This is a genomic window from Heyndrickxia sporothermodurans, from assembly GCF_003055045.1.
GTDB classification, from domain to species: domain Bacteria; phylum Bacillota; class Bacilli; order Bacillales; family Bacillaceae_C; genus Heyndrickxia; species Heyndrickxia sporothermodurans.
Genome location: NZ_NAZB01000004.1, coordinates 55,089 through 81,864, shown reverse-complemented (window position 1 = coordinate 81,864; position 26,776 = coordinate 55,089). Strand labels below are relative to the sequence as shown.

Sequence of the window (26,776 nt, the reverse complement as noted above, 5' to 3'; positions counted from 1 at the left end):
AAGGAGCAAGCTCCTATCAGATTCGCTCGACTTGCATGTATTAGGCACGCCGCCAGCGTTCGTCCTGAGCCAGGATCAAACTCTCCAAAAAGATGTTTGAAATAGCTCTAGTTTAAAATAAATTAATTGACGTTTCGTTTTGTTCAGTTTTCAAAGATCAATTTCTTCGCTTTTGTAAGCGACTTTTATATATTATCACATCTTCTTTTAATCGTCAAATACTTTTTTGGGATAATTTTTTCAAATCTTTTTCGTATCAGCGATATTTATAAATTCTATCAGACTAATAATATAATGTCAACATTGTAATCGAGTTTTTTAAAAAAAATCTTTCAATCTGCTGTATTTTATTTAGCAGAGTTATTATATTACTATTTTATTTTATATAAGTCAATAATCTAAAATGATTGTTTTTCTTTCATTGTAAAACCTATAAAAAAAGACTATGAAGGAACGTATCGGGTTCTCTTGAAGGGGACAATATAAGTAAATCGCATGCGATTTAGCATTAAATTAACCTTGTACATTAGCTGTTGTGCAATGCTATTTTTCTACGATATTAATTACTGATTTTATGTTCATTTTTTATTATATTGGAGGCTCTATTATTTTTCATTGTTGATTTTCGTGTAGGTATGAGAATTCATAAGCGGAGAATTTCCGTCTATTGTATATAAGGGTGGGTTAAGAAGAAGATATAGGCGGAGATATTCCGGTTAACTGCTCTAAATGCGACAAAATCCAAAGATTTGAATAAGATAAGCGGAAAAACTCCCCTTATCTTTAGGAAAATATGAGTATTTTCAAATTTAAACGGAATTTTTCCGTTTATTTTTCAAACACGGTAAATTCAACATTCAGTTATAATAGGGTCATATCAAAAGATATTCAACTTGTAAATAAATTCAGCTTTTCCGAATAGTTGATGTTTAATCAACACACGGTAAAAAGTTGATTAATAACGTTAAAAAAACTGCAATTTTTAAATAAAAGCGCAGTTTTTTCTTTGTCAAATTAGTGTGATTTCATATGTTATTTTTTTGTCCCCCAGAAGAGAACCCGTTATTTATTTAAAATTAATAATTAATCATCTTTCTACTATTATTTCTTTTTCAAACTAATCGTCCAGGCTGCATCTCCTATTTGTTCAAAATTAGTGACTGCATGACCTTCCTCTGCAGCCCAACGCGGGAGACTTTCTGTAGCCTGAGTGCAGTCAAATTTAATAACTAGTTCATCCCCTGATTCTATTTCTTCGATAGCTGATTTTGCTTCTACCAATGGAAAAGGACATACTTGCCCCATTACTTCTAAAACTTTTTGCATTTCATTTCCTCCTAAGCCATGTTTATTTTTGTTTGAACAGTAGGTGATTTCTTCCTTACTTTCGGACGAACAAAGATGAAGTATGATGCTGTCCATGTACCCAAAATTATGAACAACAGGGAAACCCAGCCTTGCCACGTCATCATCGCTGTCATCACCAATCCATTACCAATAGAACATCCACCAGCCAAACTCGCTCCAAAGCCCATTAGGTTTCCACCTATGAAACTAGTGATTCCGGTTTTTGCATCCGGCATTCTGAATCGAAATTCGTTGCTACCTTTTGCGGCAATAAATGAACCTAGGAAAATTCCTAAGACCAGAAAAATACCCCAGTTAACAAACAAGCGATCTCCCGTTACCAAATATTGAAGAATATTTGCTGATGGAGTTGTAATACCTAAACCGGACATTCTTCCAGTAGCTTCACTAAGAGGCCATGCTAAAATGGCAATTAGCCCTACTAAAATAGCTGAAAAAAATGGGTGCCACCGTTTTTCAAATAACAAATGTGCTAGTCCTGTACGTTTAGGTTTCATGGTCGGAATTGCAATTTTCGGCTTTTTTTGTTGTTTTATAACAATTCCTACGACAATCGCTACAAATAGTAAAATATAGATCCATACGGATAAACCGGTTGTTTCTGCAATCGAATTAGATGGTAATTGTACAGACTGAATCGATTGATTAACTGGAACGAGTAATCCGGATTTCATAACAGCACTCATGAACATATACCCAAAAAGGGCAATCCAGCTTCCTAGGAGTCCTTCACCAGCACGATACCATGTACCGGTTGCACAGCCTCCAGCTAGAACGATTCCAATTCCAAATACAAAAGAACCTAAAATGACTGCTAACCATGGAAAACTTCCTGCTGAAAACTCAATCACACCAAATTGGATAAGTGAAAATACCCCTACACTTTGAATAGCAATTGCAATGAGTAGTGCATAAAACATTCGATTATCTTTAGCGATGTACATATCACGAAATCCACCAGTAAGACAAAATCGACCTCTTTGCATAACAAAGCCTAGTAATGCTCCACAAAGCAACCCAGTAACAATCATTTGAAACATTTTGTTTTCCCCCTTTCAATTCCAAGTAAACTTATATGTATTATATAATATGAGTATTAAATAATTGCGTCAAGTGATAAAATTCCTATTGCAAATCTTGCTACATTTAATGTAAGAACGATAATTCCACAAAAAAGCCATCTCAAAAAGTAAGCCAAACATACATTTTGAGACAGCGTTTATCATTTTTCATTGGTTTGTTCTTTTTCATCCAAAACACATTGTATTGTTGATAACTTCTTCACGAAACAGCCCCAGTTTCCCCATTGAATTTTTTCCGTATACTAAGCTGTGGATGTGCTTTATGAAGGACGGAGGGTCTTGCAAGTATGAGTACAATTCCAATGAGGAGTGCTGCCGATAGCAATAATATCCATTGAGCAGGAAAGACATCATACAAAAATCCATAAAGAATCATCCCTAGCGGCATTAGAGCCAATGACATCGTTTCAAGGATGGAGAAAATTCTCCCTTTGTAATCATCATCAATTTGCTTTTGTAACATTATTTGCATTGGTGTATTGAAGAAAATAACCATCGCACCGAGAGCAAACATTAGTAGCGTATAAAAGGAAAATACTTCGAAACAAGCTTACATGAATCCAATGACTCGACTTGATCTTGATTATCATGAAGCCATTTTATATTTCGCTATTGGTGATTCAAAAACGGCGATACATGTTATGGAAAAGGCAATTGATTTTTCAAAAGAAAACCGTCTATATTATCGAATAGATGATTTATATAGACTTGCTGCACTTATGTCACATAATAAAGAGAAAAGGGAGTATTATATAAAAAAGTGGAAACAGTACGGTGAATTTGCTGATGATAGGCACTCCATTTTAGCCCATGAATTATTTCAAATTATGGCACTCATCGCTGAAGATCATAATTATCAGCATGCTTTGCAATTGATCAATCAATACAACTTAGATTCAAAGGATATAGGAAGTTTCAGATTTTGGTTTTATCTTGAAAAAGGTAAAGCCTTATATGGACTTGGACTTTTTAAAGAAGCACTCCTTTATCTTAAAAAAGTAGAAATACCCGAGAACTTTCATCACCCATTTGATTTATCACTATTTTATGTAACGGATTCGTACAAAGCTCTTTGTTATGTTGAATTACAAAAAATAGATTTAGCACTAGAATCGGCAAAAATAGCTGTGGAAAAGATTTCGCCACTTCCACATACGCCGTATAAAGAGATGATCTATAATACGTACGACAAAATAAAATGTAAGGCAAATAAGGCAAAAGAAGCGGAAGATTAGTAAGATAACTTCCTCCTTCATTTGTCTCTTTTCTATAAAACTATCATTTGTTTGTTTAACTCTACATGTCCCGGGTATACATATCAATGTAAGCATTATTAAAAAAACTTCTATTAAGGAGAGGATTTTAATGGCTGACAACAAATCTAAAACTATGAGTACAGAAGAAGCAGGACGTAAAGGCGGAGAAGCTACCGCTAGAAATCACGACAAAGAGTTTTATGAAGAAATTGGTCAAAAAGGTGGAGAAGCTACCGCAAAAAACCATGACAAAGAATTCTATCAGGAAATTGGTCAAAAAGGCGGAGAGGCTACCGCCAAAAACCATGATAAAGAATTCTATCAAGAGATTGGTGAAAAAGGCGGAGAAGCTCGCTCACGTCAAAACAATGACTAGTTAAAATATAGAAAACCAGGTCCAATTACGATTGGATCTGGTTTTTTTATATTTTATAGAATCTATTATTTCTTTTTATTTTTCTTAGTTAATCTACCTAATAAAAATGCACCAGCCGCGACACCGATGACTGTGTTCGTTTTCTTATTAAAGACTTGTTTTACAACTAGATTTAAATTTTGCGGCCTTTCAGCAAGACGCCTCATGAAGTAGCCATACCAATCACTTCCGAAAGGTACATACGTACAGAAGTTATATCCTTCGCTTGCCAACTGTAATTGCATTTCTCTTCTGAAGCCATAAAGCATTTGAAACTCGAATTTATCATTAGGAATATTATTTGCTTTTACAAATTTCTTTACATGATTAATGATATTATGGTCATGAGTAGCAATCGATGTAAACTTTCCATTTAATAAATGCCACTCAATTAATTTAATAAAATTTTCATCGATCTCTTTCTTCTCTTGATAAGCAAATTCCTTCGGCTCTTTATATGCACCTTTTACAATACGTAAGCGGAAATTTTTATATTTTTGAATATCCTCTTCCGCTCTATAAAAATATGCTTGGATGACCGTTCCTACATTATCATAATTTCTTGATAACTCATCTAAAAGATCGAATGAAGGTTGCAGATGACTATTATCTTCCATATCAATATTGACATGAATGTTATATTTGCTCGCTCTATCAACAATTTCCTCTAAGTTATTTAAACAGAATGTATAATCAATATCTAAACCTAATTGTGTTGGTTTTAAAGAAATATGTGCATCCACATCATTTTCATGGATCGCGTCTATCACTTTAAGAATTTGTTCCTTCGCTTCTGTCGCCTCTTCTTTTTCATAGACGAACTCTCCTAAATTATCAACCGTACAGGAGATCCCGTGGGAGTTAAGCTCTTTAATACTCTTGATGGTCTCTTCTATATTCGTTCCGGCTACAACATTTTGCGCTCCCAGCTTTAACCCATATTTCTTAGCTGCACTATTTAATAATTGGTTCTGGGATAAGCCCATAAAAAGATCTTTCAACATGGCGATTTCTCCTTACAATTAGTTTTTTATATTTTTTAGTATTTTAGCAGTTTACTAAATAGCGATAATCTTTATAAAAGTACTTCTATAATATTATAGCACATCTTTGTGAATCCGTTATCATTCTAAAAATTGCGAAATTATTTATTAGAAATAAATACTAATTCTACTTTTGATAACGAAATGAACCAGTGTGTTAAAATAAAGTAAATTTAACTTATAAAAGAGGTGTCACTAAATGCAAAAGCTGCAATTTGAATCAGCCTGGGATAAAACACTATCTGATAATGATCGTGAACGAATTAAAAATGTTTTTTTCAAAACAAATTACTCCAATGATAATAGCATTCAATTTACACCTCTGTGGCAAGCAATAAATCATAAGGGAGAATTATTAGTGACCACACTAATTCATAATTTCAGTGAACATCCTGTTACTTTCAAAAATAAAAAACTGCTTTATTATGAAAACAATAAAATGATTGCTGATCATACCTTCTCCATTCCAAACTTATTAGTGGAAAAGAAAACAAGCATGCCGTGGACGTTTATTTTTCCTGCTGATAGTTTTCATCAAAAGGCGGATTTAATGAATGGCTATATTGAAATGGAATAAGGTATCAAAAAAGCGATTCTACAATTGAATCGCTTTTTTGTAGCAATTTTTATTACTTCCTCATCAACTGAATACCAAACAACATAAGAAAAGAAATCCCAATCATACATGCTACCCATAGCCAGGCCATTTCCATGTTCCCTGAGTCAATCGCTATGTATATTGCAGTTGGGGTAGTTTGCGTCTTTCCCGGAATATTTCCGGCGAACATTAAAGTTGCTCCAAATTCACCTAAGGCCCGCGCAAAGCTCATAATTGCACCTGAAATAATAACTTTCAATGATAAAGGTAACTTAATAAATAGGAAGATGTTGAATTCGCCCGCCCCATCCACACGGGCCGCATTTTCAATATCCTTATCGACCGATTCAAAACCTGTTTTACATGATTGATACATTAATGGGAAAGCAACAACGATCGCAGCAAGAACAGCTGCCCACCGGGTAAACATGATTGGCTGTTGAAATAGTGATTCGATTAATTGTCCTATAGGACTATGTCGTCCAAAGAAAATAATTAGCAAAAAGCCAACAACAGTTGGAGGTAGGACGAGTGGTAAAAGAAAAATCGTTTCAATGATCGACTTACCTTTAAACCATCGATTTGCCATAAACTTTCCAAAAATTATTCCTAAAATAAATACAACAATACATGAGAAAATTGCAATTTCGATTGATAGTATAACAGGTGACCAAAAATTAGTAGCCATTTTATCTTATTTTAACCCCTTAAATCCATACTTTTCTAAAACCTTTATCCCTGATTCACTTTGTAAATAATCATAAAAAAGTTGAGTTTCTTTTGGATGTGAGGTGTTTTTAACGATTCCAACGGGATAAATAATCGATGCATATGAATTTTCCGTAGCGGTTGCCACAATTTCTACTTTATTCGAACTCAAGGCATCCGTTTTGTAGACAATTCCTGCATCCACATTTCCCGTTTCTACATATGTAAGTACTTGACGAACATCTTTAGCATATACAGCTTTGCCTTTAACTTCCTCCCACAAATGTAAATGTTCTAACGTTTCCTTCGCATACTGCCCAGCCGGGACTGATTCTGGGGTGCCAATGGCAATCTTTTCAACTTTCGGTATATCTTCAAACGAGTGGATGTCTGTTTTGGAATCCTTTGAAACAACAAGCACGAGTTCATTTCCTACGAGATCAGTACCTTTTTCTTTATCGATGAGCCCCTTTTGAATTAATTTCGTAAATTTGTCTTCAGCTGCCGAGAAAAATAGATCAGCAGGCGCACCTTGCAGTATTTGCTGTTGTAATGCCCCAGAGGAGCCAAAATTAAAATTCACCTTTATTTGAGGGTGTTCTTTAACAAAATCATTTCGGATTTCATTTAATGCATCTTGTAAACTCGCTGCTGCAGATACTGTCAATTCTACTTGCTTATCAGACTCTTTATTTTCTTTTGAATTGGAACACCCGGAAACAACAACCAATAACAAGATAGCTGCCACCGCTAAGCGAAAAACCTTTTTCAACTCCCCCACCCTCCTTTATAAAACTTTATTCTTATTAATTATAAATATTTGTACTTATCAGAACAACAGACCGATTTTTCTTGCCTCAAAAAATTAGGGCCTATTTCAAAATGAAATAGGCCCTAATTCGGTAGGTCACTAAAAAGTCTTTTTAGTGACCTGCTAATTTTGTTTCGAGCTTTTCGTTCGATCCTGTTCCAACCAAAGGATCTTCAGCTTGTTTAGCACGTTTAATAAAGAATGAAAGAACGAGTGCAACAGCAGCTACAAACACTGTCACTAAGAAAGAAAAATTAATTCCTTCCAACATAGCCTTCATTTCAATTTGTTGCTTCATTGCAGCCATTGCTGCTTCCGTAGGCTGACCTGTTAAATGTTTCATTGCATCTGTTGCTAGTTCTTTTGCAGTTGATTCTGTACGATTAGACATAATCGTAACTAACAGTGCTGTACCAATGGCACCAGAAACTTGTTGTAACGTACTATTCATGGCAGTACCATGTGGGTAGAAACGCGCCGGTAATTGATTTAAGCCATTTGTCGAAACTGGCATCATTACCATTGACATCCCAAACATACGCAAAGAGTAAAGAATAATTAAATGTGTATACGTAGTATCAAAACTTAATTTGCTGAAAAAATAAGTGGTTACTATTGTAATCGTTAGTCCGATGATGGCTAGTATTCTTCCGCCAATTTTATCAAATAGTTTACCAGTAATAGGTGACATCAGAGCCATCAATATTGCCCCTGGTAATAACATGAGTCCTGCATCTAGTGGAGATATTCCACGAAGCGTTTGAACATAAATAGGTAAAAGCATCATGGCAGAAAACATCGCCATCGTAATAACCATTGAAATGACCGATGATAAAGCATACATTGGATATTTATAGATTCTGAAATTTAACATCGGTTTTTCTTGATATAATTGACGGATAATAAACCAAGCTAATGAAAGAACACCGACGATCAATGTTCCATATACTTGCGGGCTATCCCACCCCTTACTACCTGCTGAACTAAATCCGTAAAGAATCCCACCGAATCCTACACTTGATAATAAAACCGATAACATATCAAGTCGGATGTTCACTTTATCTTTTTTATCTTTAAGCAAGAATAAGCCAAGCAAGAATACGACAATAGCAATTGGTGTAATAAAATGGAAAAGCATTCTCCAGTCAAATTGTTCAACTAGCCATCCTGATAAAGTCGGACCAATTGCTGGTGCTCCCATCATGATTAAACCGAAAAAGCCCATTGCTGCTCCCCTTTTTTCTACTGGAAAGCTCACAAGCATTACATTCATTAAAAGTGGCATCATAATTGCCGAACCTGAAGCTTGAATCATTCGGCCTGCCAATAATAAACCAAATACATGGGCAAAGCCTGCGAGAATTGTTCCTACTGTAAATAAGCCCATTGCTATTAAGAATAAGCGGCGAACAGAGTATTTTTGAATCAAAAATGCAGTGGTTGGAATTAACACTCCATTTACTAACATAAACCCTGTAGCCAACCATTGCACTGTTGACGGTCCCACTTTCAGATCCTTCATAATGGATGGTAGTGCGATATTTAATAACGTATTGTTTAAAAACGCAATAAACGCTCCAACCATTAGGACTGCAATAATCCCATACGGTGGGCGTTTCGTTGTTTTTATTGATTGTTCCATTGTTTTCCCCCTCATAGACAAACGGTCTACTTTTCTGAACCAGTGTTTCACGTAAACAATATCATAAACCATGAATTTGATTAATGCAATCAAAAATTTTTTATAATTTTACTAGAAAGTAAGATACTAAACGTTTATACAGGTGGTATAGTTATACCCAACTAAAAAGCGAACAGTTTTGCCACTGTTCGCTTCTCATTTTAACTATAGACCCGATCCCTAGAAAGGAACCTTCCCATCTCCTCACTACTGATCGGTTTACTGAATAAATATCCCTGTAATTCATCACAGCCCATCTGTACTAATATATCTCTTTCATTCACTGTTTCAATTCCTTCTGCTACTACATTTAACTGGAGTCCATGGGCAATATCAAGAATGGATCGAACAAGTAAAGATTTTTTCTCATTTTGATCGATGTCCATTATGAATTGTCTATCAATTTTTATTTCATCAATTGGTAACTGAAGTAATTGATACAAAGATGAATAGCCCTTTCCGAAATCATCGATTGAGATATGGATGCCTAATTCTTTTAACTGACGGATTATCTCTGCAACATGTGAAAGGTTATCGATAAACACACTCTCGGTTATTTCCAGTTTTAAATACTCCGGAGCTAAACCTGAGACATCCAACGCATATTTAATAAGTGAAATTAAATAATCCTGTTGGAAGTGTTTGGCTGAAATATTTACTGAAACAGGTACAGTGGCCAACCCACTGTCTTGCCAAGCCTTATTTTGTTTACAGGCATTGATCAACACCCATTCATCAATTTGTAAAATTAAACCGATATCCTCGGCAATTGGGATAAACGTACTGGGTGAAACATTTCCTAGTTTCGAATCCTGCCATCGAATTAATACTTCCATACTAGTAACCTTTTCATTACAGAACTTAGGTTGATAATAGAGTTCCAATCCGCCTTTATCAATAACTGCTCTTAACGCATTTTCGATCGTGAGACTATCTTCAAATTTATTTTTCATCGATTTATCAAAGAATTGAGCGGTATTCCCGCCGTTCTCCTTTGAACTATACATCGCAATGTCCGCACATTTAACAAGGGTATCCAAATCCTCCCCATCTTCAGGGTACATACTAATACCGATACTTGCTGAAATATAGAGTAATTGTTGTTGGACGTGAAATGGTGCAACAAATTCTTGTGCCATTTGTTCTAATGTGTGATTGACCTCCTCACGATGATTCACATTCTGAACGATCACAAATTCATCTCCGCCTAATCGGAATACCTCTCGATAATCGTCATGGAGCGTGCGCAACTTATTGGCAACTAATTGAAGCAGTGTATCGCCGGCAACATGTCCTAACGTATCATTTATCTGTTTAAATTGATTAATATCGATAAAAATAATTGCAATATGTTTTGACGTATTCCTTTGAATAAGCGACTTTACAAAATCTTGAAAATATAGTCGATTAGGCAATCCGGTTAATACATCATAAAAAGCTAATCGGTGTAGTTCATCCTCTGAATGTGTTAATTTCTCGGTTTGTTTTTTCAACTTTTCATTCATGTCAGTACTTTCCCGAAATAATTCTATAATCTTATCTGCCATCTTTACTAAGTTCTCTGTAAGCAGTCTCATTTCCGACACATAACTTTGTGGCCAATCAATCTTCTCAAATTGAATCAGCTTCTGGGGTAATCCGGTCGTTGCAGTTGTTAGCTGCTTAACATTTTTCATAAATAAGTTACTAACAATGTGGACAAGTATGGCTATACATAGTGCGAAGATTAGTGAAAACTTTAATTGATCCAAAAATATTGTATAAATTTTATTTTGAAATTGGGAAATAGGGTATTGAATTACAAGTTTTAAAGGAAGCGGTTCAAGCTTCTCTGTAAAAAGATAGTTACCCTTATTCCACTTACCTATAGGATAATCCTCATTGTCATTCGGTAAAACCTCGTAAAAATCATTATTGATCTGATGAACTGAATGGTTTTTCCTCCAGTTATAAACAGTATGAGCCAATATGCGCTCAGAACTAGAAGCATAAACCAGATTTGCATAGTCAGTAATAATAATGTCATATTCTGAAGATTGATAGGATCTAACCAATACGTTTAGTTGGTTTAACAATTTTTCATTTTGCAAAGAAATTTCCTTATTACCATTTTTATTTAAGAAAGAAATTTCTTCGACGATCAAATTCATATTTTTTTCCGCTTGTTGCATGATTTCTTTCTTAACATATCTTTCCGTTGACCAAACATTTATCATCACACTTAAGAAAAAAGGGATGATAATTGAGATTAATGTCACATGGAATAGAAACTGATGAATAGATACGCTATTTTTGTTCACACTATTATTCTTAAATAATTTATAAAAAGGAACATAGGCCAAAAGCATGTCCGCCAGCAATACATTAAGAAATCCATTAATAATATTTTTTCCTATTTGAAAATAAAGAGCTTGCCCTTTTACAAATGGATGATTGATCAAATATAATGCAATCAACCCAATCGTTAACCAAAATAATGCATCAACAAAAAACATTTTTGCCTTTCTGCCTTTATAAAAAAAACACCCTACAAAAATGATTTCCGTGAGTAAAAGAAGATGAAAAGCGATATTAGAAAAATGGTGAGGAATAACGAAAAATGCTAAAACGGCCGTTAATACAGCCTGTGGAAGTCCATATAGACGAAGGATTAAAAATAAAAAAATACTCGTAAAGGAAAAGATAAATCCATACTCCATCGTCAATTTATAACTTGAAGTAAAAAGAACCATCCCGAATAAAATTATATAAAGTAAAGATTCTTTATCCCATCGCAAAGGAAAATTTCTTACGTTGAACATACTAATCTCCTAATCTTCCAAGAATTCAACTTTAAATAAAGATTACTAGTTTTATCCTATAATCCAATATATTTCATCATACCATATGCAAGAATGATTGAATATAATGAATCATAGGATAAGAATTTTCATCTATACCTCCATAAATATGAAAAGTGAATCCTTATTAAAGATCTCCTAGTGGTTTTGATCCCCATCAAAATCTATCAATGGTGTTCTCTTGCCCATTTTTAATAAATAATAACTTGCAGCGACTAGTGATAGGAAAACAACACCGACTATTAAGGATATCCGCGTACTAGAATTAAACCACATACCGACTAAAACCATTAGTAAGAAAGCAATTGTAATATAATTACTGTAAGGAGCAAAAGGCATTTTGAAAGGATGACTGCCCATTTCAGCAGCTCTAATCTTACGAAATCGGAGTTCACTAATTAATAGAACAAACCAGGGTATCATTCCAGGTAGAACACTTGAACTATAAACATATAGAAACAATTGCTTTGGTGCAAGATAATTTAAAACAATCCCAATAGCCAATCCTATAAGAACTGCGATCGTACAATAAAAAGGAATTCCATTTTTGGATACTTTCGCAAAAATTTTAGGTGCCTGTCCGTCCAATGCCAGAGTAAAAAGCATTCGGCCTGCACTGAAAATCCCGCTATTACATCCAGACATTGCAGCAGTAATCACAACGAAGTTAATGATTCCGGCAGCTGCTGTTATACCCACTTTTGCAAAAGTTGAAACAAACGGACTACCTACCGCATTAAGTTGATCCCAAGGATAGACTGTTACGATAATAAAAATGGCACCAATGTAAAAAATTAATATACGCCAAATAATTGTTTTAATCGCCTTCGTTAACGTTTTGGTCGGATTTTTAGCCTCACCTGCAGTGATACCAATTAATTCAACCCCTTGATAGGAGGCAACGACAAGGGAAAGGGCAAAGAAGAAACCTTTTAATCCGCCTGTAAAGAATCCCCCATTTTTCCAAAGATTCGATAAGCCAATTGCATGACCGCCATTTCCTAATCCAAAAAAGATAAGTCCAAGTCCTGCAATAATCATCAGTACAATTGTTACAATTTTTATTAGCGCAAACCAAAATTCAAATTCCCCAAACGATTTTACAGAAATAAGATTAGCTGCTCCGAGGATGATCAATGCAATCAAACCAGGTATCCAAGCAGGCAAATTAGGAAACCAATACTTCATATACATACCTACAGCAATAATCTCTGACATACCGACAATAACCCATTGGAACCAATAGCTCCATGCAGTCAAATACCCCGCTAGTGGATGAATATAATTACGTGCAAAGGTTGCAAACGAACCCGTACTAGGTTCTAAATATAGCATTTCACCCATAGAGCGCATAATAAAAAAGATAAACAGACCTGCAATTGCATACGCTAGCATGATAGACGGACCTGTCCATTTAATCGTACTAGCTGACCCCATAAATAACCCTACTCCGATGGTACCACCTAAAGCAATCATCTGAATATGACGTGACTCGAGTCCTCTATTTAATTCCTTGTTTGACATAATAATCTCCTCCAGATGCTCAGACCAACGGAAAACATGTACTGCACACCTATTTTCATTAGCCATTTTTATATTTTTTTAACAAGACCGAACCACTGATAAGATATAGCAGGGAGGCTAGGTAAAAAATACTTCCAATCGTAATAAAATCAACCATATACCCGGTTAAAATGATCGCAATCGATGCTCCAACTGAAGTCCAAATATGATACCTTCCAATTTCAACTCCCGCTGTCTCTTTAACCACATTTCGAGCTAAAGTTGTTTTCTCCGTGTTTTTTTGGATTGCACCTAATATTCCCATTAAGACTTGTAGGATATAAACCTGCCAAACTTCTGTAACTATTGGAAAAAACAGTAGAAGAACTGCCATAGACCACGAATAAATAACAAGTAATGTTTTATCCCCTAGTTTATCTGAGAATTTTCCTATTAACGGATATACAAATGCAGAAGTTAAGGCAAACAACCCATATGCCCAGCCGAATTGTGAATAGCTATCACCGACATTTTTTAGAAGCAAAATATAAAAGGGAAATATCATACTGCTCGCCATAACGATGATGCTTTGAAAGTAAATAAATCGTTTATATGTCATTTCCCATACTCCTTATAAAATAAATTAACAAAGCGCTCATCCGGATCATATTTTCGTTTCATATCAAAAAACTCATCTGTACGTGGATAAGCCTGATATAGTTGCTTTTTCGTTGGATAAGAGTAATAGGGTAGATAATAACTCCCATTATGTTCCAGTGTTACATCAATCATTTTCTGAACGACTTTTTCTGTATTCAAAATATCTTGCTTCGAACGACCTTGATTGATCAGCAATACAAGAGCAAACATATTATTTTTTGCATAGGACATTACAGCATGTTCATTCTTCGAAACATAGCGAATCGTTATATTAAGAAGATTAAAATCATCATCCTTTTTAAGAACAGAACGTAAATCATCAATGTAACTAGTAAACTCTGTTACTGGAACAAAATATTCCTGGAGTATCTCCGTTCTTGTTTCACTATCATATTCCATAAAAGCCGACTCAGATCGCATGACATTATTTCGAGTTTCTAGTTTATTATTTATTGTTTTCATATATCTTTTTTGGAGGTTCCAAAAGGCATCTTTACCCCAATCACTATATCGAGACACTCCAAGCAAAAGCTTAGGAAGTGCGACAATATTGTCCTTTTTCAATTTGTTATATTGTCTCAATTCATCTTGGTTGGATGCTAGTTCATAGTTTGTTACATACATTTCTCGCAAAAATGTTTCTGGTGCAACAGAAATACGAGCTAAATGCATTTTTACCTGTTCATTGTTTTTAACCTTTTCTTCAAAATATGAAGAGTAATCTTTATAATCAATTGCCTTTGAATTGGTTACATATAATTCATCATCAGTTAATTGAATCGTTACATCTAAAATTACTCCGAACAGCCCGTATCCGCCGATGACATAGGGAAAAAGCTCTGAATTTTCCGTTCTACTTACATTCACAATTTCTCCTCTCGGATTTAAAAGATGAAAAGACTTAATTGTATCTATGAGTGCATCATTTCGTATATCTCTACCATGAACATTAACACTCAAGGAACCTCCGACAGTAAAAATGTTTTGGGATTGCATTACCTTTATAGCCAAACCGTATGGATTTATATAACGCTGTATATCGTCCCATGTGGCACCGCTTTGAACTGTGATAGTTTTATTTTTTTTGTCAAGATTTAGTATTTTATTATACCGTTTCATATCAATCATAATGGCATTAGGATACAGGGTTTGTCCCCCCTGACTATGTTGCATCCCTGCAATAGAAAGCTTATCATTTGCTGTTATCGCTTTTTTTACTATTTGTTGCAGTTCTTCATCACCTTTAGCGGATTTAATACTTTTCATTGAGACCGGTAGTAAATGTCCCATATCCTCTGCCAATGGATGGCTAAGCTTATCTCCATATGTATAAATGGATGCTCCAAAGGCTATTCCATATCCAATAATAATGAGAATCAGATATTTTTTCTTCAAGTATTCACCTTCTATTTTAAAAAAATATTTGCTTTATTAATAGAATATAAGAAAAGAAGCAGTTTGTTAATTTCAACTTTTTGCAAACTTTCCATCAAAAAGCATAAATAAAAAACACTCACCATGAGAGTAAAGTAAGTGTCTTTTTTCATAGTGCATTTTTTAAGCTTGATCGATTATGTTTACTTTAACGCAGCATCCCTTTGTTTTTCAGACACTGTTTACGATTTTTGATTTTCATTATATAAGAAATTACCCTTTAAAAATTTCTCCCTTCAGCAGATCAATTGTTTCTTGAATACCTCTCACCCCAAGATTTCCATTTTTCCTTTGTCTAATCGCTACCGATTCATTTTCAATTTCCATATCACCAATAACGAGCATATAAGGAACCTTTTGTTTTTCTGCCTCTCTAATTTTTAATCCCATTTTTTCGTCCCTATCATCGATCTCGACTCGAAAACCAGCCGATTCCATTCGAGATTTTACATTCTCTGCATAATCTATATGGGATTCTGCAATAGGGATGATTTTTGCTTGAACGGGTGATAACCAGAGGGGAAAATCGCCTGCGTAATGTTCAATTAAAATCGCCATAAATCGTTCGACTGAACCAAATATTGCTCGGTGGATCATCACTGGTCGGTGAAATTGGCCTTCTTTCCCTACATAAGAGCAATTAAACTTTTCTGGCATTAGAAAATCTAATTGAACTGTTCCACACTGCCAGCTTCTTCCTAAGGAATCTAAAATGTGAAAATCAATTTTGGGACCATAAAATGCTCCATCGCCGTGGTTAACTTGATATGCAATGGCTTTCTTTTTTAATACTGATTCTAATGCAGCTTCGGCATCGTCCCAAATTGCTTTGGAGCCCATAAACTCTTCTGGGCGTGTAGATAGTTCTACCTTGTATTCAAACCCAAAATGTGTGTAGAACTCTGCAATTAACTCTAGTACTTTTGCAATTTCAGCTTCAATTTGGTCTTCCCTAACAAATAAATGTGCATCATCCTGAGTAAATGATCGGACCCGCAGCAATCCATTTAAGGAGCCTGAAAGCTCGTGGCGATGGACTAATCCAAGCTCCGCGTAGCGAACAGGGAGTTCCCGATAACTTCTTCGCTTATTATTAAAGATTAAGATGGCGCCAGGACAATTCATCGGTTTAATTGCATAATTTTGCTGATCAACATTGGAAAAATACATATTTTCGTGATAATGATCCCAATGACCCGATTGTTCCCAAAGTTCCTGCTTCATCATAATCGGTGTCTTAATTTCCTGATAGCCGGCTTTAACATGCTTTTCTCTCCAATAATTTTCCAACTCATTTCGAATCACCATTCCTTTCGGTAAGAAAAACGGCATCCCTGGTGCTTCTTCCATTGAAGCAAATAGCTCTAACTCTTGACCTAATTTTCGATGATTTCTTTTTTCTACTTCCATTTCATTTAACATGTTTGATTCCTCCTTGTTTATTTTATTTATAAAAAAACGCACCCATCCCAAAAAAGGGACGAGTGCGGTCGTGGTGCCACCCTATTTCCACAATGCACAAACTTCGTACATTATGCTCAGGAAAGATAACGGTTTTTGCCGATTATAGTTAATTTGTTTTCTACATTTCCCTATAATTGCTCGAAGGTGGTAAACTACTCTCTTTTCTTCAGGGCTCTCAGCCATTGACCCTGTTCTCTGGTTAAGAAAAACGAAAATAATTCATGTCCTTTTCATCGCAATTAATATTAAATTTACAAATAAAAAACGCACTCATCCCATAGAAGGGACGAGTGCGGTCGTGGTGCCACCCTAATTTCACAATGTACAAACTTTGTACATTATGCTCAGAAAAGATAACGGTTTTACCGATTATAGTTAATCTGTTTTCAACATTTCCCTATAATGCTCATAGGTGGTAAACTATTCCCTTCTCTTCAGGGCTCTCAGCCATTGACCCTGTTCTCTAATAAGATGAACGAGAATAATTCATGTCCTAATCGTCGCTTTCAATTTATATTGAAATGAATTTTAACATCTATATTTGAAGAATGCAAGGATTTTTTTATTTAGGAAATTTATTCGTCTCAATCCTGTACAAATCCTTACGACGATCGCGTAATTGTCTTACGGAACCACTATTTCGTGAACGTCTAAGTTTCTCAAGATCCACATCACCGACAACAACCGTATCCACATTAGGATCACATTCTCCAACGATCCCATCTCTCGCAAATCCAAAATCAGACGGAGAAAAAATAGCTGATTGTGCATATTGGATATCCATATTCTCAACATGCGTTAAGTTGCCCACGGTACCAGCAATACAAGTATAAACCTGATTTTCTATCGCCCTTGCCTGTGCACAGTAGCGTACACGCAGATATCCTTGACGATCCTCTGTACAAAATGGCACGAAAATAATATTTGCTCCTTTATCAACGGCAATACGAGCAAGTTCCGGGAACTCAACATCGTAACAGATTTGAATCGCAATTTTTCCACAATCGGTGTCAAACACATTGATTTCATTGCCCTCGGCTATCCCCCACCACTTTCGTTCATTTGGTGTGGCATGAATTTTTGACTGATTTTCAATCGTTCCATCACGGCGAAATAAATAAGCAACATTGTAGATGTCTCCATCTCTTTCTACGAAATGTGAACCACCTATAATATTCACGTTATATCTAACCGCCAGCTCCGTAAACAATTCAATATACTGGTCGGTATAGGTTGCCAAACGTCGTACTGCTTGGTCTGGACGTTTTTCCTCTAAAAATGACATTAATTGAGTAGTAAATAATTCGGGAAAAACAGCAAAATCCGAACCAAAATCAGCTGCTACATCTACATAATATTCAACTTGCCTTGTAAAATCCTGAAAGGAATCAATTTTTTTCATCATATACTGGATGGAACAAATTCTTATTGGAAAAGATGCACGATACACTCTTCGTGTCTTCGGTAGATAGTCAATATTATTCCATTCCATCAAAGTTGCAAAGGCAGCAGATGCCTTGTCATCCGGAAGATATCTAGTATTGATCCGTTTAATTTTAAATCCTTCAAGAAGCTGAAACGACAGGACCGGATCATAGATACTATGTTTTTCAACCTCTGTCACATACTCTCGAGGCGTCATCTCGTCCTTATATTTATAATAATTCGGAATCCGCCCGCCAATGATGATGCTTTGGAGATTTAATTTTCGTGCGAGCTCCTTCCTCGCTTCATACAAACGATGCCCAAATTTCATCCTACGATATTCCGGGTCAACCATCACTTCAATCCCATAAAGATTAAATCCATCCGGATCATGATTCGTAATATATCCATTATCAGTAATGGTATTCCAAGTATGCTGATCTTCGTATTCATCAAAATTAACGATTAGACTGGAACAAGTACCGACAATTTTGTCCTCGTATTCCACACAAAATTGCCCTTCCGGAAACGTATGAATATGACTTTCTAATTGTTCCCGCTTCCATGGTTCCATCCCGGGAAAGCAACGTTTCCACAGCTCCATAATGTCATCAATATCTTCCATTTTTATATTCCTAACGATAATTTTCTTTTCATATTTCGACATATCTGTTTCTGTCACGTTCTCACATCCCTAACACAATCTTTTATCATTTATTTCTACGGTTATCATACCCTCTTATATAATTTTTTAACTTCAATCCGAATTTTTTTAAGTATCTTGAATAAAGGACCCGGTTCCCACCACGTTTATTCCACCCCGTTCAGGGTATTTGAAAATTAGAAGTTCAAGTTTCTTAACTAGTATAGGAGGCTAACAATGGAAAACAAGAAAACAAATCAATTAAAAAAATACGCGATTAATAATGAAAAGCATGCTGGTTTAACGACTAACCAAGGATTAAAAATGGCTGAAGATGAGTTTTCATTAAAAAGTGGTTTAAGAGGCCCTACCTTGATGGAAGACTTTCATTTCAGGGAAAAAATGACCCATTTCGACCATGAACGAATTCCTGAACGTGTGGTTCATGCACGAGGAGTTGGTGCGCATGGAATCTTCCAACTATATGAATCTCTAGGGAAATATACGAGGGCAGATTTTTTAACAGACCCTTCAAAAATCACCCCCGTATTTGTTCGATTTTCTACAGTTCAAGGGTCTAGAGGATCGAGCGATACCGTTCGAGATGTGCGCGGCTTTGCAACAAAGTTTTACACGGATGAGGGAAATTTCGATTTAGTTGGAAATAATATGCCGGTTTTCTTTATCCAAGATGCGATCAAATTCCCTGATTTTGTCCATGCTGTTAAACCGGAACCGCACAACGAAATCCCCCAAGGGGCCAGTGCTCATGATACTTTTTGGGACTTTATCGGTCAAAATCATGAATCAGCACATATGATCATGTGGCATATGAGTGATCGGGCCATCCCGCGAAGCTTACGTATGATGGAAGGCTTTGGTGTACATACCTTCCGCCTTGTCAATGCTGAAGGAAAAGCACATTTTGTAAAATTCCATTGGAAGCCGACATTAGGTGTACATTCTCTAGTGTGGGATGAAGCGCAAAAGATTGCTGGAAAAAATCCGGATTTTCATCGCCAAGATTTATATGAAGCAATTGAAAAAGGTGATTTTCCGGAATGGGAGCTTGGATTGCAGATCATACGCGAAGAGGACGAACACGCATTTGATTTTGATATTTTAGATCCTACGAAAATTTGGCCAGAAGAAGAAGTTCCGGTGAAGATTGTTGGTAAAATGACATTAAATCGAAATGTTGATAACTTTTTTGCGGAAACCGAACAAGTAGCCTTTCACCCTGGTCATGTTGTTCCCGGTATTGATTTTTCTAATGATCCTTTACTTCAAGGGCGTTTGTTTTCCTATACCGATACACAGCTATCAAGACTAGGTGGTCCTAACTTCCACCAAATCCCTATTAATCAACCAGTATGTCCTTTTCATAATAACCAGCGAGATGGAATGCATCAAATGACGATCCATCATGGACAAACAAGCTATCATCGAAATGGCTTAAATGCAAATCAACCTCAGCCTGTTCCTGTTGAAAAGGGTGGTTACGAGCATTATCAGGAAAAAGTGGAAGGAAATAAAATTAGAGGTCGCAGTGAAAGCTTTCTGGATTTCTACTCGCAAGCTAAATTATTTTACAATAGTCTTGCCCCTTATGAACAACAGCATGTAAAAGATGCATTTAGTTTTGAACTAGGTAAATGTAAATCAGATATGGTGAAATATAACGCAATTGATCTTTTAAATCATATTGATCGACAATTGGCGAAAGAAGTCGCCGAAAATATAGGTTCCCTACTACCTGAAAAAAACCGCGAAGTAAACAGTTCAAAAAAGTCCCCTGCGCTTAGTATGGCAAATACCGTTCGTAAGCCCGATACAAAGTCAGTTGCCGTTCTATTAAATGGGAAACCTAATGAAGCGCAGCTTTCTGATTGGATTAAAACGTTTGTACAGCATAAAATAAATTATAGTATCGTTGATAAAAAAGTTTATCCGTTAAACGGCATGCTGAAAGTGACGGATACGTATGATACTGCCGACCCTTGTCTTTTTGATGCAATTTTACTAATGAGCAGCGGACCAATTATTGATGCCCCTGTCTTAGATTTTATTGAAACCACATATAAACATTATAAGCCTTTAGGTTTGGCTCTTGATGATCATCAAGCTTTAGAGAAAAGCCGTGTTAATACAAATGCAATTGGCGTGTACGATCTATCTAAGTCTAGTATTCAATTATTTATTGAAGGTATTGCCCAAGGCCGATTTTGGGATAGAAATTAATTTCACTGGACAGTGGACAATGTCTACTGTCCTTTACAATTTGTAGCCCCCCAATGAACTTTTTCATTATGATATGATAATGGTAAAAAGATTGGGGTGGGTGAATATGGTGATAGAGGATGTTCTAGAGATTATTGTCCGCTCTACAGAAATCGATGTAAATGGACATGTGAATAATGCAAAGTATTTGGAGTACCTTGAATGGGGTCGTGAAAATTGGTATGAAAATGCCGGACTTCCTTATGAACGATTTCTTGATATGGGGATTCAAACAGTAACAGTCAACATTAATATTAATTATCGTAAAGAATGCAGACAAAATGACCGGCTTTCGATACGAACACGCCCCGAAAAAGTTGGTCGAAGCAGCTATGTCTTGCTCCAAGAAATTTATAATCAACATGGTCAAAAGTGTGCGGATGCGCTTGTAACAAGTGTAACCATGAATGCCACAACACGTAAAAGCTGTGAGGTGCCTGATGAATTACGCACACTATTTGATAGATAATTAGAATTTGATATTAATTGCTTCCGAGGTCACAGGTTCCGTTAAAAGTAAAAAACAGCGATTTCTTTGAATGTTTTTGCTAATAACGGAATCAGTGTCCGATTAGTCCTTTCATTAAGGGCATTCGCTAAAAATAACAGATCCATTGTCCTCTCAAACTCCCCTTTTTTCGACTAATTTCTTCTAATTCACCTTTTAATCAAACGTTTGATTAAAAAGCCATAAACCTGTCTTTCCACTGACTTTGTGCATCAATTACCATAAAAAATTTGTCTAAGTAAAGGAAATGAAATGAGTAATGTCGAATAAAATGATGTAATAGGAAGGGGTTAAATGAATGCTAAGTACGAAAGAATTAGATAATATAAAAAAACTTCAGCAAGTATGTGAACAAGAAGAGGAGATCCGCTTAAAATTAAATTGGGATATGTTAATGACACGGAATGAGAAGGAGAAAACGGATTTTCTTTATTATGAAGATGGCGAACTAATTGGTTTCATAGGTATATATGGATTCGGCAATAAAATAGAAGTATGTGGAATGGTACATCCAAAACATCGGCGAAAAAAAATATTTTCACAGCTTTTTTCAGAAGCCATGAATGAAATTAAAAAACAAAACATTAGTCAAATTCTTTTGAACACACCTACCCGCTCCTTCTCAGGAAAAGAATGGGTAAAAACACTCCCCTGCCAATTTTCTTTTTCTGAATATCAAATGAAATGGGCAGAAACTAATTTAGGTGAACAGGAACATATTATCATTCGAGCTTCCACACCTGACGACATTGAAACGGAAATTCAGTTAGATGTTCAATGTTTTCGTTTTTCTGAAGAGGAAGCGAAAGTTTATAATCAAAGAATAAAAAAGGAAAATATCCAAGATTTCTTTATTATTGAAGCAAATCAACAAAAAGTAGGTAAAATACGTATTCAGCATATAAAAAAAGAAGCATGGATTTATGGATTTGCAATATTTCCACAATATCAAGGACAAGGAATTGGAAGAAAAGCTTTAAATAAAATCCTCAGACAAGAGCACCAAAATGGATTTGATATTTTTCTAGAGGTCGATTCAAAAAATGCCAATGCCTTAAAACTTTATGAGTCATGTGGCTTCAAAGCATATGACTCACAGGACTATTATGAATACAAATAAAGGAACAGTGGACCCGGATGGCCCGCTGTTCTTGTCATTAATGTGCAGTATACCCGCCATCAACAAGTAAGGTTGTCCCATTTACAAAACTAGAGTCATCACTTGCTAAAAATAAGACTGCTTTAGCAACTTCCTCCGGTTTTCCTAGTCTTCCTTGTGGATGAAGGGAAACTAAAAATTCTTTCTGCTCCGGATTCACCTCTGAAAGTAAAGGAGTATCAATATATCCAGGACAAACTGCATTTATACGAATTCCATCTTTTGCATAAGCAGTACATAAGTTTTGAGTAAGTAACTTCACGCCGCCTTTTGCAGAAGAATAGGCAGTTGGATTTGGTAACGAAACAAAGCTATGAATGGATCCTGCATTAACAATAACACCGCCGGTACCTTGTTTAAGAAACTGTTCAATAGAATATTTATCAGAAAGGAACACACCTGATAGGTTAATATCAATGGTTCTTTTCCATCTTTCATAAGATAATTCATGGGCTGGTGCATCATCAGCTATGCCGGCATTTGCATACATAATATCAAGTTTACCGTACTTGTTTACTGTTTCATTGATCATCTGTTTAATTTGATCTTCATTAGTTACATCTGTTTTAACAAAGAGAGTATCATGTCCCTTTGCATTTAATTCTTCTGAAATACTTTTTCCGCGATCAGAAAAATCGGCAATTACTACTTTTGCACCTTCTTCCGCGAATAAACGGACAGTTGCTTCACCAATCCCACTTGCTCCACCAGTTACAATAGCTACTTTATCTTTTAATCTCATGTTAAATCTCTCCTTCTGTTAAATTGACCCGATATTATCTTGATGTTGCTCCACCGTCTATAACGAATTCCGCACCTGTTGAATACGCTGATTCGTCAGAAGCTAAGAATAATACAGTATTAGCAACATCTTTCACTGAGCCAAGATGTCCTAATGGAAATAAACTTTTTCCTAACTCTTCTTTTGAACTTCCTGAAACTTCAGATGCATAATCAGCCATTCCTGTATCAATATACCCTGGATGTATTGAATTAACCCTTACGCCATATGGAGCATATTCCATTGCTGCATCTTTTGTCATAATACGAACAGCACCTTTGCTCGCTCCATATAGAACATGTCCAGGTGCACCAGTTAGCCCTGCGATAGAGGAAGCATTGATAACAGATCCTTTATTTTGTTTCGCCATTAACGGCATAATATGCTTCATTCCTAAAAATACACCAGTCACATTAATAGACATGAGACGATTCCAGTCTGCTAATTCAATTTCTGCTAATGGTTTAATAATATAAATTCCCGCATTATTAAAAAGTATATCTACTTTCCCAAATGTTTTTATTGTTTCATTAGCAACTCTTTTCCAATCATCTTCATTGCTCACATCATGTTGGATAAAAAGAGCTTCCCCGCCATTTGCTTGTATATCCTTAACTGCTTGACTTCCAGATTCTTTATTAATATCCGTTATAACAATTTTTGCCCCTTCTTTAGCAAATAACAATGCGGTTTCTTTTCCGATACCTGTTCCACCGCCAGTTATAATAGCTACTTTATTTTCAAGTCTCATGTTCATCACAATCCTTTCATTATTCATGCTTTCGAACTAACGACACTTTCCTATAATTTGTTATTTGTGATAAAAAGATTCATTAACTTGTCACAATTCCATCTTACTCCTTTCATTTTGAAATACTATCCTATAAAATGCTGTATAATATGAAAGAATCTTCCCTCCGTTTATAGGTGTGTTACTTTTATAGGAGGATTTTTTGTAAGGGAGAACTATTTTCTATGGCACAATCTCTTCATTCATTTGACGAAATTACTTTTAAGCAATTCGTTTTATTTATAAAATCTCACCACCAACAATTAGAAGAAAATCTTTGCATTTACTTAAATCAGGACGACACCCTTTCACACGAGGAACAAAAAATAGTAGGCTCATTATTGGACTCGTTTTTACTATTTTTTGTTACCTTTAACATCGAGGAATCTGAAGATGAGTTCGAAACCCATGTAGTCGTTTGGCTCAAATCACAATTATCGCTCTTATCTATAAAAAGTTTTAATCTTTTTCGGTTAATTTTTGAAAAAGCTTTAATTACGTTAATGATTCAAATTAAGTACAATCGAAGCACCTCTATTCTCATGTGTTTGTTATCCATTTATTCACAACTTATCTATCATTTTAATGAATGGGTAAACGAAGACATGACAGTTGTACATTCGAAATCTTTTCATGACAATACTAAACTCCAATCCTTGGATCGTTTAAATAAACTCCTTATACGCTCCTCCAGGGTTCATGAATTTGCGCATATTTTAAAAAAATGTGAGGAGTTTTTTTCGTATAAACGATGTGTATTCTATGCCTACATTCCTTGGTCCAATCAAGTTTATGGAGTAATCGGTGCGGAACTTCCGAAGGTTCAAAGCATGAAGGGCCAACTAAGTTCAAGAGAAACGACAATTTTTAATGCACAAAAAGCTATCTTTTTAAAGGATCCTAAAGGATATGTAAAGGATGAACATATCGAATTATTTAATCTTTCATCGGTTATTTTTGTACCAATTGTAAATAAACAGCAGGTTTTTGGATGGTTAACGTTTGATCAGTTAGGTGAGGAGTTCGATTGTTCGAAGGAAGAATTAGACTTTCTGGAGGAAGTAGGAAATCGGCTCGGTTTATATTTATCCAGAAGTGGCGAAAGCACATCGGGATCCTCTAATCTCCATCTAACAGAAAGAGAAAGCGAGATCCTCGATTTACTGGCTGAAGGGTATGACAATAAAAAAATGGGAGAAATTTTGTATTTAAGCGAGCATACAGTAAGAGATTATATTAGTAGTTTAATGACAAAATTAAAAGCTAAAAATCGGACACAAGTTGTTGCTTATGCCTTTCGATACGGGATATTAAAATAATTACAATCAATGGGGGCAAATTTGTTCTCCCCCTTTAAACGTATTGTAAAAATAATGTGTATTTTATTGTTGCATCAGTTTTCTTATCGAATTCACGTGAGCGAAAACCAAATGTAATTGTTACCTTCACTTCATATGGTGAAATAATTTGACTGCTTGTATCAATTGTTGTTCGAAAAAACATCCCTTCTTGGTCAGAAAAGCCATAATCAATCCCTCTTAAAGCACAATTGGCCTGATATACTCTATATGGATAGGTCCGATATGTACGAGATATGGTTCTTCCTTTTTCTAACGCTTTAGGAAAACGAACTTCATCCTCGATAATTTTCAGCATATATATCACCTCATTTGATATATATGCGTTTTTTGCAGGCAGTAGTCTTTGTTCCGGAATATATGCAGAATTGGAGTATTAACATGAAAATTGGTTTAATAAGACATTATAAAGTGTTGAAAGATTTTCCGAAGGAGAAACGACTATATTCTGCAGAAGAGGTAAAACAGTGGTTTGCAGAGTATGATGTTGCAGAAATTGAATACAGAAAGGATCCTCCCAAAACGACTGAATGGAAAGCCTGTTATTCAAGTCCGATGTCACGAGCAATTAAAACAGCTCGGCATCTTTATGATCGCGACATTATTGAGTTAGAGGAGCTTCAGGAAATTGCAGCTCCCGTTTTTAGTACGAGATTGAAGTTGCCTTTTACCGTGTGGGCATTCTTCATTCGTTTTTCCAATTTATTTAATAAGCAAACAAGAGCAGAAATAAAGCAAACAAAAAAGAAAATTAATTACGTGCTAGATGAAATTTTGAAGAGTAATAAGGAAGATGTACTCATTGTAAGTCATGCCGCATTAATGTTTTACATAAGAAAAGAACTTTTAAAAAGAGGCTTTACAGGGCCAAAATTCACTATTGCTAAAAATGGGGAATTGTATGAATTTAAATTGTAATTATTGCGTGGCCTTGCGGATCAGGATCCAGTTTTCCCCTTTACTTGTGCT

General features: G+C 35.5%; 22 protein-coding genes, 1 rRNA gene, 2 pseudogenes and 2 other annotated features. Of the genes and pseudogenes, 8 read left to right on the top strand and 17 right to left on the bottom strand.

The genetic code is table 11. The annotated features are described in order from the left end of the window. The 4 genes and pseudogenes from B5V89_RS00965 to B5V89_RS00950 all read right to left on the bottom strand — a co-directional run. A 16S ribosomal RNA gene (locus B5V89_RS00965) occupies positions 1-91 on the bottom strand; the annotation flags it as partial. A gap of 1,010 nt (positions 92-1,101) precedes the next feature. Further along, complete coding sequence (locus B5V89_RS00960) at positions 1,102-1,326, bottom strand: sulfurtransferase TusA family protein (RefSeq protein WP_066235671.1); 225 nt, start codon at positions 1,324-1,326, stop codon at positions 1,102-1,104. Positions 1,327-1,337: 11 nt separating this feature from the next. Beyond that, positions 1,338-2,408 (bottom strand): YeeE/YedE family protein, encoded by a 1,071-nt coding sequence (locus B5V89_RS00955; RefSeq protein WP_181294581.1) that lies wholly within the window; start codon positions 2,406-2,408, stop codon positions 1,338-1,340. 241 nt (positions 2,409-2,649) lie between these two features. Further along, positions 2,650-2,973, bottom strand: a pseudogene (locus B5V89_RS00950) (MFS transporter); the annotation flags it as partial. A 31-nt stretch (positions 2,974-3,004) separates the two neighbouring features. Here B5V89_RS00950 and B5V89_RS00945 point away from each other — a divergent pair. Together B5V89_RS00945 and B5V89_RS00940 are read left to right on the top strand one after the other, a co-directional pair. Continuing rightward, positions 3,005-3,685 (top strand): hypothetical protein, encoded by a 681-nt coding sequence (locus B5V89_RS00945; protein ID WP_108070090.1) that lies wholly within the window; start codon positions 3,005-3,007, stop codon positions 3,683-3,685. 130 nt (positions 3,686-3,815) lie between these two features. Continuing rightward, a pseudogene (locus B5V89_RS00940) lies at positions 3,816-4,079 on the top strand (KGG domain-containing protein); the annotation flags it as partial. Positions 4,080-4,147: 68 nt separating this feature from the next. Here B5V89_RS00940 and B5V89_RS00935 read toward each other — a convergent pair. Next, on the bottom strand, positions 4,148-5,125 hold the full coding sequence (locus B5V89_RS00935; RefSeq protein WP_066235455.1) for a proline dehydrogenase family protein: 978 nt from the start codon (positions 5,123-5,125) through the stop codon (positions 4,148-4,150). A gap of 238 nt (positions 5,126-5,363) precedes the next feature. On the opposite strand from B5V89_RS00935, the gene B5V89_RS00930 reads away from it, so the two are divergent. Next, on the top strand, positions 5,364-5,741 hold the full coding sequence (locus tag B5V89_RS00930) for an SLAP domain-containing protein (RefSeq protein WP_066235458.1): 378 nt from the start codon (positions 5,364-5,366) through the stop codon (positions 5,739-5,741). 52 nt (positions 5,742-5,793) lie between these two features. Here the strand turns inward: B5V89_RS00930 and modB are convergent, their stop codons facing one another. From modB to B5V89_RS00885, 9 genes are all read right to left on the bottom strand, one after another. Next, a complete protein-coding gene (gene modB / locus B5V89_RS00925; protein WP_108070086.1) occupies positions 5,794-6,450 on the bottom strand; it encodes a molybdate ABC transporter permease subunit in 657 nt (218 codons plus the stop codon). Between the two features lie 6 nt (positions 6,451-6,456). Then, positions 6,457-7,242, bottom strand: coding sequence for a molybdate ABC transporter substrate-binding protein (gene modA, locus B5V89_RS00920; RefSeq protein WP_108070084.1), 786 nt, complete (start codon positions 7,240-7,242; stop codon positions 6,457-6,459). 151 nt (positions 7,243-7,393) lie between these two features. Next, complete coding sequence (locus tag B5V89_RS00915; RefSeq protein WP_108070082.1) at positions 7,394-8,923, bottom strand: DHA2 family efflux MFS transporter permease subunit; 1,530 nt, start codon at positions 8,921-8,923, stop codon at positions 7,394-7,396. A 200-nt stretch (positions 8,924-9,123) separates the two neighbouring features. Beyond that, the gene (locus B5V89_RS00910; protein WP_108070080.1) at positions 9,124-11,763 is read right to left on the bottom strand and encodes an EAL domain-containing protein; all 2,640 of its coding nucleotides are present in this window, start codon (positions 11,761-11,763) and stop codon (positions 9,124-9,126) included. A 177-nt stretch (positions 11,764-11,940) separates the two neighbouring features. Continuing rightward, on the bottom strand, positions 11,941-13,326 hold the full coding sequence (locus tag B5V89_RS00905) for an amino acid permease (RefSeq protein ID WP_108070078.1): 1,386 nt from the start codon (positions 13,324-13,326) through the stop codon (positions 11,941-11,943). Positions 13,327-13,384: 58 nt separating this feature from the next. Then, positions 13,385-13,924, bottom strand: a complete 540-nt coding sequence (locus B5V89_RS00900; RefSeq protein ID WP_108070076.1) for an MFS transporter — start codon at positions 13,922-13,924, stop codon at positions 13,385-13,387. Beyond that, complete coding sequence (locus tag B5V89_RS00895; RefSeq protein WP_108070074.1) at positions 13,921-15,360, bottom strand: FAD-binding oxidoreductase; 1,440 nt, start codon at positions 15,358-15,360, stop codon at positions 13,921-13,923. The genes B5V89_RS00900 and B5V89_RS00895 overlap by 4 nt, the downstream gene beginning before the upstream one ends. Positions 15,361-15,612: 252 nt before the next feature. Next, entirely contained in the window at positions 15,613-16,821 is a 1,209-nt protein-coding gene (thrS, locus tag B5V89_RS00890) for a threonine--tRNA ligase (RefSeq protein WP_107958506.1), read from the bottom strand. Positions 16,822-16,872: 51 nt separating this feature from the next. After that, positions 16,873-17,106 (bottom strand) — a binding site (T-box leader). 36 nt (positions 17,107-17,142) lie between these two features. Then, positions 17,143-17,373 (bottom strand) — a binding site (T-box leader). Positions 17,374-17,425: 52 nt separating this feature from the next. Further along, positions 17,426-18,955 (bottom strand): bifunctional GNAT family N-acetyltransferase/carbon-nitrogen hydrolase family protein, encoded by a 1,530-nt coding sequence (locus tag B5V89_RS00885; protein ID WP_066235534.1) that lies wholly within the window; start codon positions 18,953-18,955, stop codon positions 17,426-17,428. 213 nt (positions 18,956-19,168) lie between these two features. Here B5V89_RS00885 and B5V89_RS00880 point away from each other — a divergent pair, with 213 nt between their 5' ends. The 3 genes from B5V89_RS00880 (at position 19,169) to B5V89_RS00870 (ending at position 22,839) form a co-directional block, all read left to right on the top strand. Beyond that, positions 19,169-21,172, top strand: a complete 2,004-nt coding sequence (locus tag B5V89_RS00880; protein WP_066235468.1) for a catalase — start codon at positions 19,169-19,171, stop codon at positions 21,170-21,172. 112 nt (positions 21,173-21,284) lie between these two features. Continuing rightward, the gene (locus B5V89_RS00875) at positions 21,285-21,680 is read left to right on the top strand and encodes an acyl-CoA thioesterase (RefSeq protein WP_066235536.1); all 396 of its coding nucleotides are present in this window, start codon (positions 21,285-21,287) and stop codon (positions 21,678-21,680) included. Positions 21,681-22,017: 337 nt separating this feature from the next. After that, positions 22,018-22,839, top strand: a complete 822-nt coding sequence (locus B5V89_RS00870) for a GNAT family N-acetyltransferase (RefSeq protein ID WP_108070072.1) — start codon at positions 22,018-22,020, stop codon at positions 22,837-22,839. 37 nt (positions 22,840-22,876) lie between these two features. On the opposite strand, the gene B5V89_RS00865 is transcribed toward B5V89_RS00870, so the two are convergent. Beyond that, positions 22,877-23,620 (bottom strand): SDR family NAD(P)-dependent oxidoreductase, encoded by a 744-nt coding sequence (locus B5V89_RS00865; RefSeq protein ID WP_107958504.1) that lies wholly within the window; start codon positions 23,618-23,620, stop codon positions 22,877-22,879. A gap of 34 nt (positions 23,621-23,654) precedes the next feature. Beyond that, a complete protein-coding gene (locus tag B5V89_RS00860) occupies positions 23,655-24,410 on the bottom strand; it encodes an SDR family NAD(P)-dependent oxidoreductase (protein ID WP_108070070.1) in 756 nt (251 codons plus the stop codon). 224 nt (positions 24,411-24,634) lie between these two features. Here B5V89_RS00860 and B5V89_RS00855 point away from each other — a divergent pair, with 224 nt between their 5' ends. After that, a complete protein-coding gene (locus B5V89_RS00855) occupies positions 24,635-25,768 on the top strand; it encodes a LuxR C-terminal-related transcriptional regulator (RefSeq protein WP_108070068.1) in 1,134 nt (377 codons plus the stop codon). Positions 25,769-25,802: 34 nt separating this feature from the next. Here B5V89_RS00855 and B5V89_RS00850 read toward each other — a convergent pair whose 3' ends face one another. Beyond that, positions 25,803-26,105, bottom strand: a complete 303-nt coding sequence (locus B5V89_RS00850; protein ID WP_066235475.1) for a hypothetical protein — start codon at positions 26,103-26,105, stop codon at positions 25,803-25,805. Between the two features lie 83 nt (positions 26,106-26,188). Here B5V89_RS00850 and B5V89_RS00845 point away from each other — a divergent pair, with 83 nt between their 5' ends. Beyond that, entirely contained in the window at positions 26,189-26,725 is a 537-nt protein-coding gene (locus tag B5V89_RS00845; RefSeq protein ID WP_181294579.1) for a histidine phosphatase family protein, read from the top strand. Positions 26,726-26,776: the final 51 nt, after the last annotated feature.

Excerpts from the sequence above, each read along its gene's own strand:
- B5V89_RS00960 (WP_066235671.1), bottom strand. The coding sequence starts at position 1,326 with ATGCAAAAAGTTTTAGAAGTAATGGGGCAAGTATGTCCTTTTCCATTG.
- B5V89_RS00955 (WP_181294581.1), bottom strand. The coding sequence starts at position 2,408 with ATGTTTCAAATGATTGTTACTGGGTTGCTTTGTGGAGCATTACTAGGC.
- B5V89_RS00945 (WP_108070090.1), top strand. The coding sequence starts at position 3,005 with ATGAATCCAATGACTCGACTTGATCTTGATTATCATGAAGCCATTTTA.
- B5V89_RS00935 (WP_066235455.1), bottom strand. The coding sequence starts at position 5,125 with ATGTTGAAAGATCTTTTTATGGGCTTATCCCAGAACCAATTATTAAAT.
- B5V89_RS00930 (WP_066235458.1), top strand. The coding sequence starts at position 5,364 with ATGCAAAAGCTGCAATTTGAATCAGCCTGGGATAAAACACTATCTGAT.
- modB (WP_108070086.1), bottom strand. The coding sequence starts at position 6,450 with ATGGCTACTAATTTTTGGTCACCTGTTATACTATCAATCGAAATTGCA.
- B5V89_RS00915 (WP_108070082.1), bottom strand. The coding sequence starts at position 8,923 with ATGGAACAATCAATAAAAACAACGAAACGCCCACCGTATGGGATTATT.
- B5V89_RS00910 (WP_108070080.1), bottom strand. The coding sequence starts at position 11,763 with ATGTTCAACGTAAGAAATTTTCCTTTGCGATGGGATAAAGAATCTTTA.
- B5V89_RS00905 (WP_108070078.1), bottom strand. The coding sequence starts at position 13,326 with ATGTCAAACAAGGAATTAAATAGAGGACTCGAGTCACGTCATATTCAG.
- B5V89_RS00900 (WP_108070076.1), bottom strand. The coding sequence starts at position 13,924 with ATGACATATAAACGATTTATTTACTTTCAAAGCATCATCGTTATGGCG.
- thrS (WP_107958506.1), bottom strand. The coding sequence starts at position 16,821 with ATGTTAAATGAAATGGAAGTAGAAAAAAGAAATCATCGAAAATTAGGT.
- B5V89_RS00885 (WP_066235534.1), bottom strand. The coding sequence starts at position 18,955 with ATGTCGAAATATGAAAAGAAAATTATCGTTAGGAATATAAAAATGGAA.
- B5V89_RS00880 (WP_066235468.1), top strand. The coding sequence starts at position 19,169 with ATGGAAAACAAGAAAACAAATCAATTAAAAAAATACGCGATTAATAAT.
- B5V89_RS00870 (WP_108070072.1), top strand. The coding sequence starts at position 22,018 with ATGCTAAGTACGAAAGAATTAGATAATATAAAAAAACTTCAGCAAGTA.
- B5V89_RS00865 (WP_107958504.1), bottom strand. The coding sequence starts at position 23,620 with ATGAGATTAAAAGATAAAGTAGCTATTGTAACTGGTGGAGCAAGTGGG.
- B5V89_RS00860 (WP_108070070.1), bottom strand. The coding sequence starts at position 24,410 with ATGAGACTTGAAAATAAAGTAGCTATTATAACTGGCGGTGGAACAGGT.
- B5V89_RS00855 (WP_108070068.1), top strand. The coding sequence starts at position 24,635 with ATGGCACAATCTCTTCATTCATTTGACGAAATTACTTTTAAGCAATTC.
- B5V89_RS00850 (WP_066235475.1), bottom strand. The coding sequence starts at position 26,105 with ATGCTGAAAATTATCGAGGATGAAGTTCGTTTTCCTAAAGCGTTAGAA.
- B5V89_RS00845 (WP_181294579.1), top strand. The coding sequence starts at position 26,189 with ATGAAAATTGGTTTAATAAGACATTATAAAGTGTTGAAAGATTTTCCG.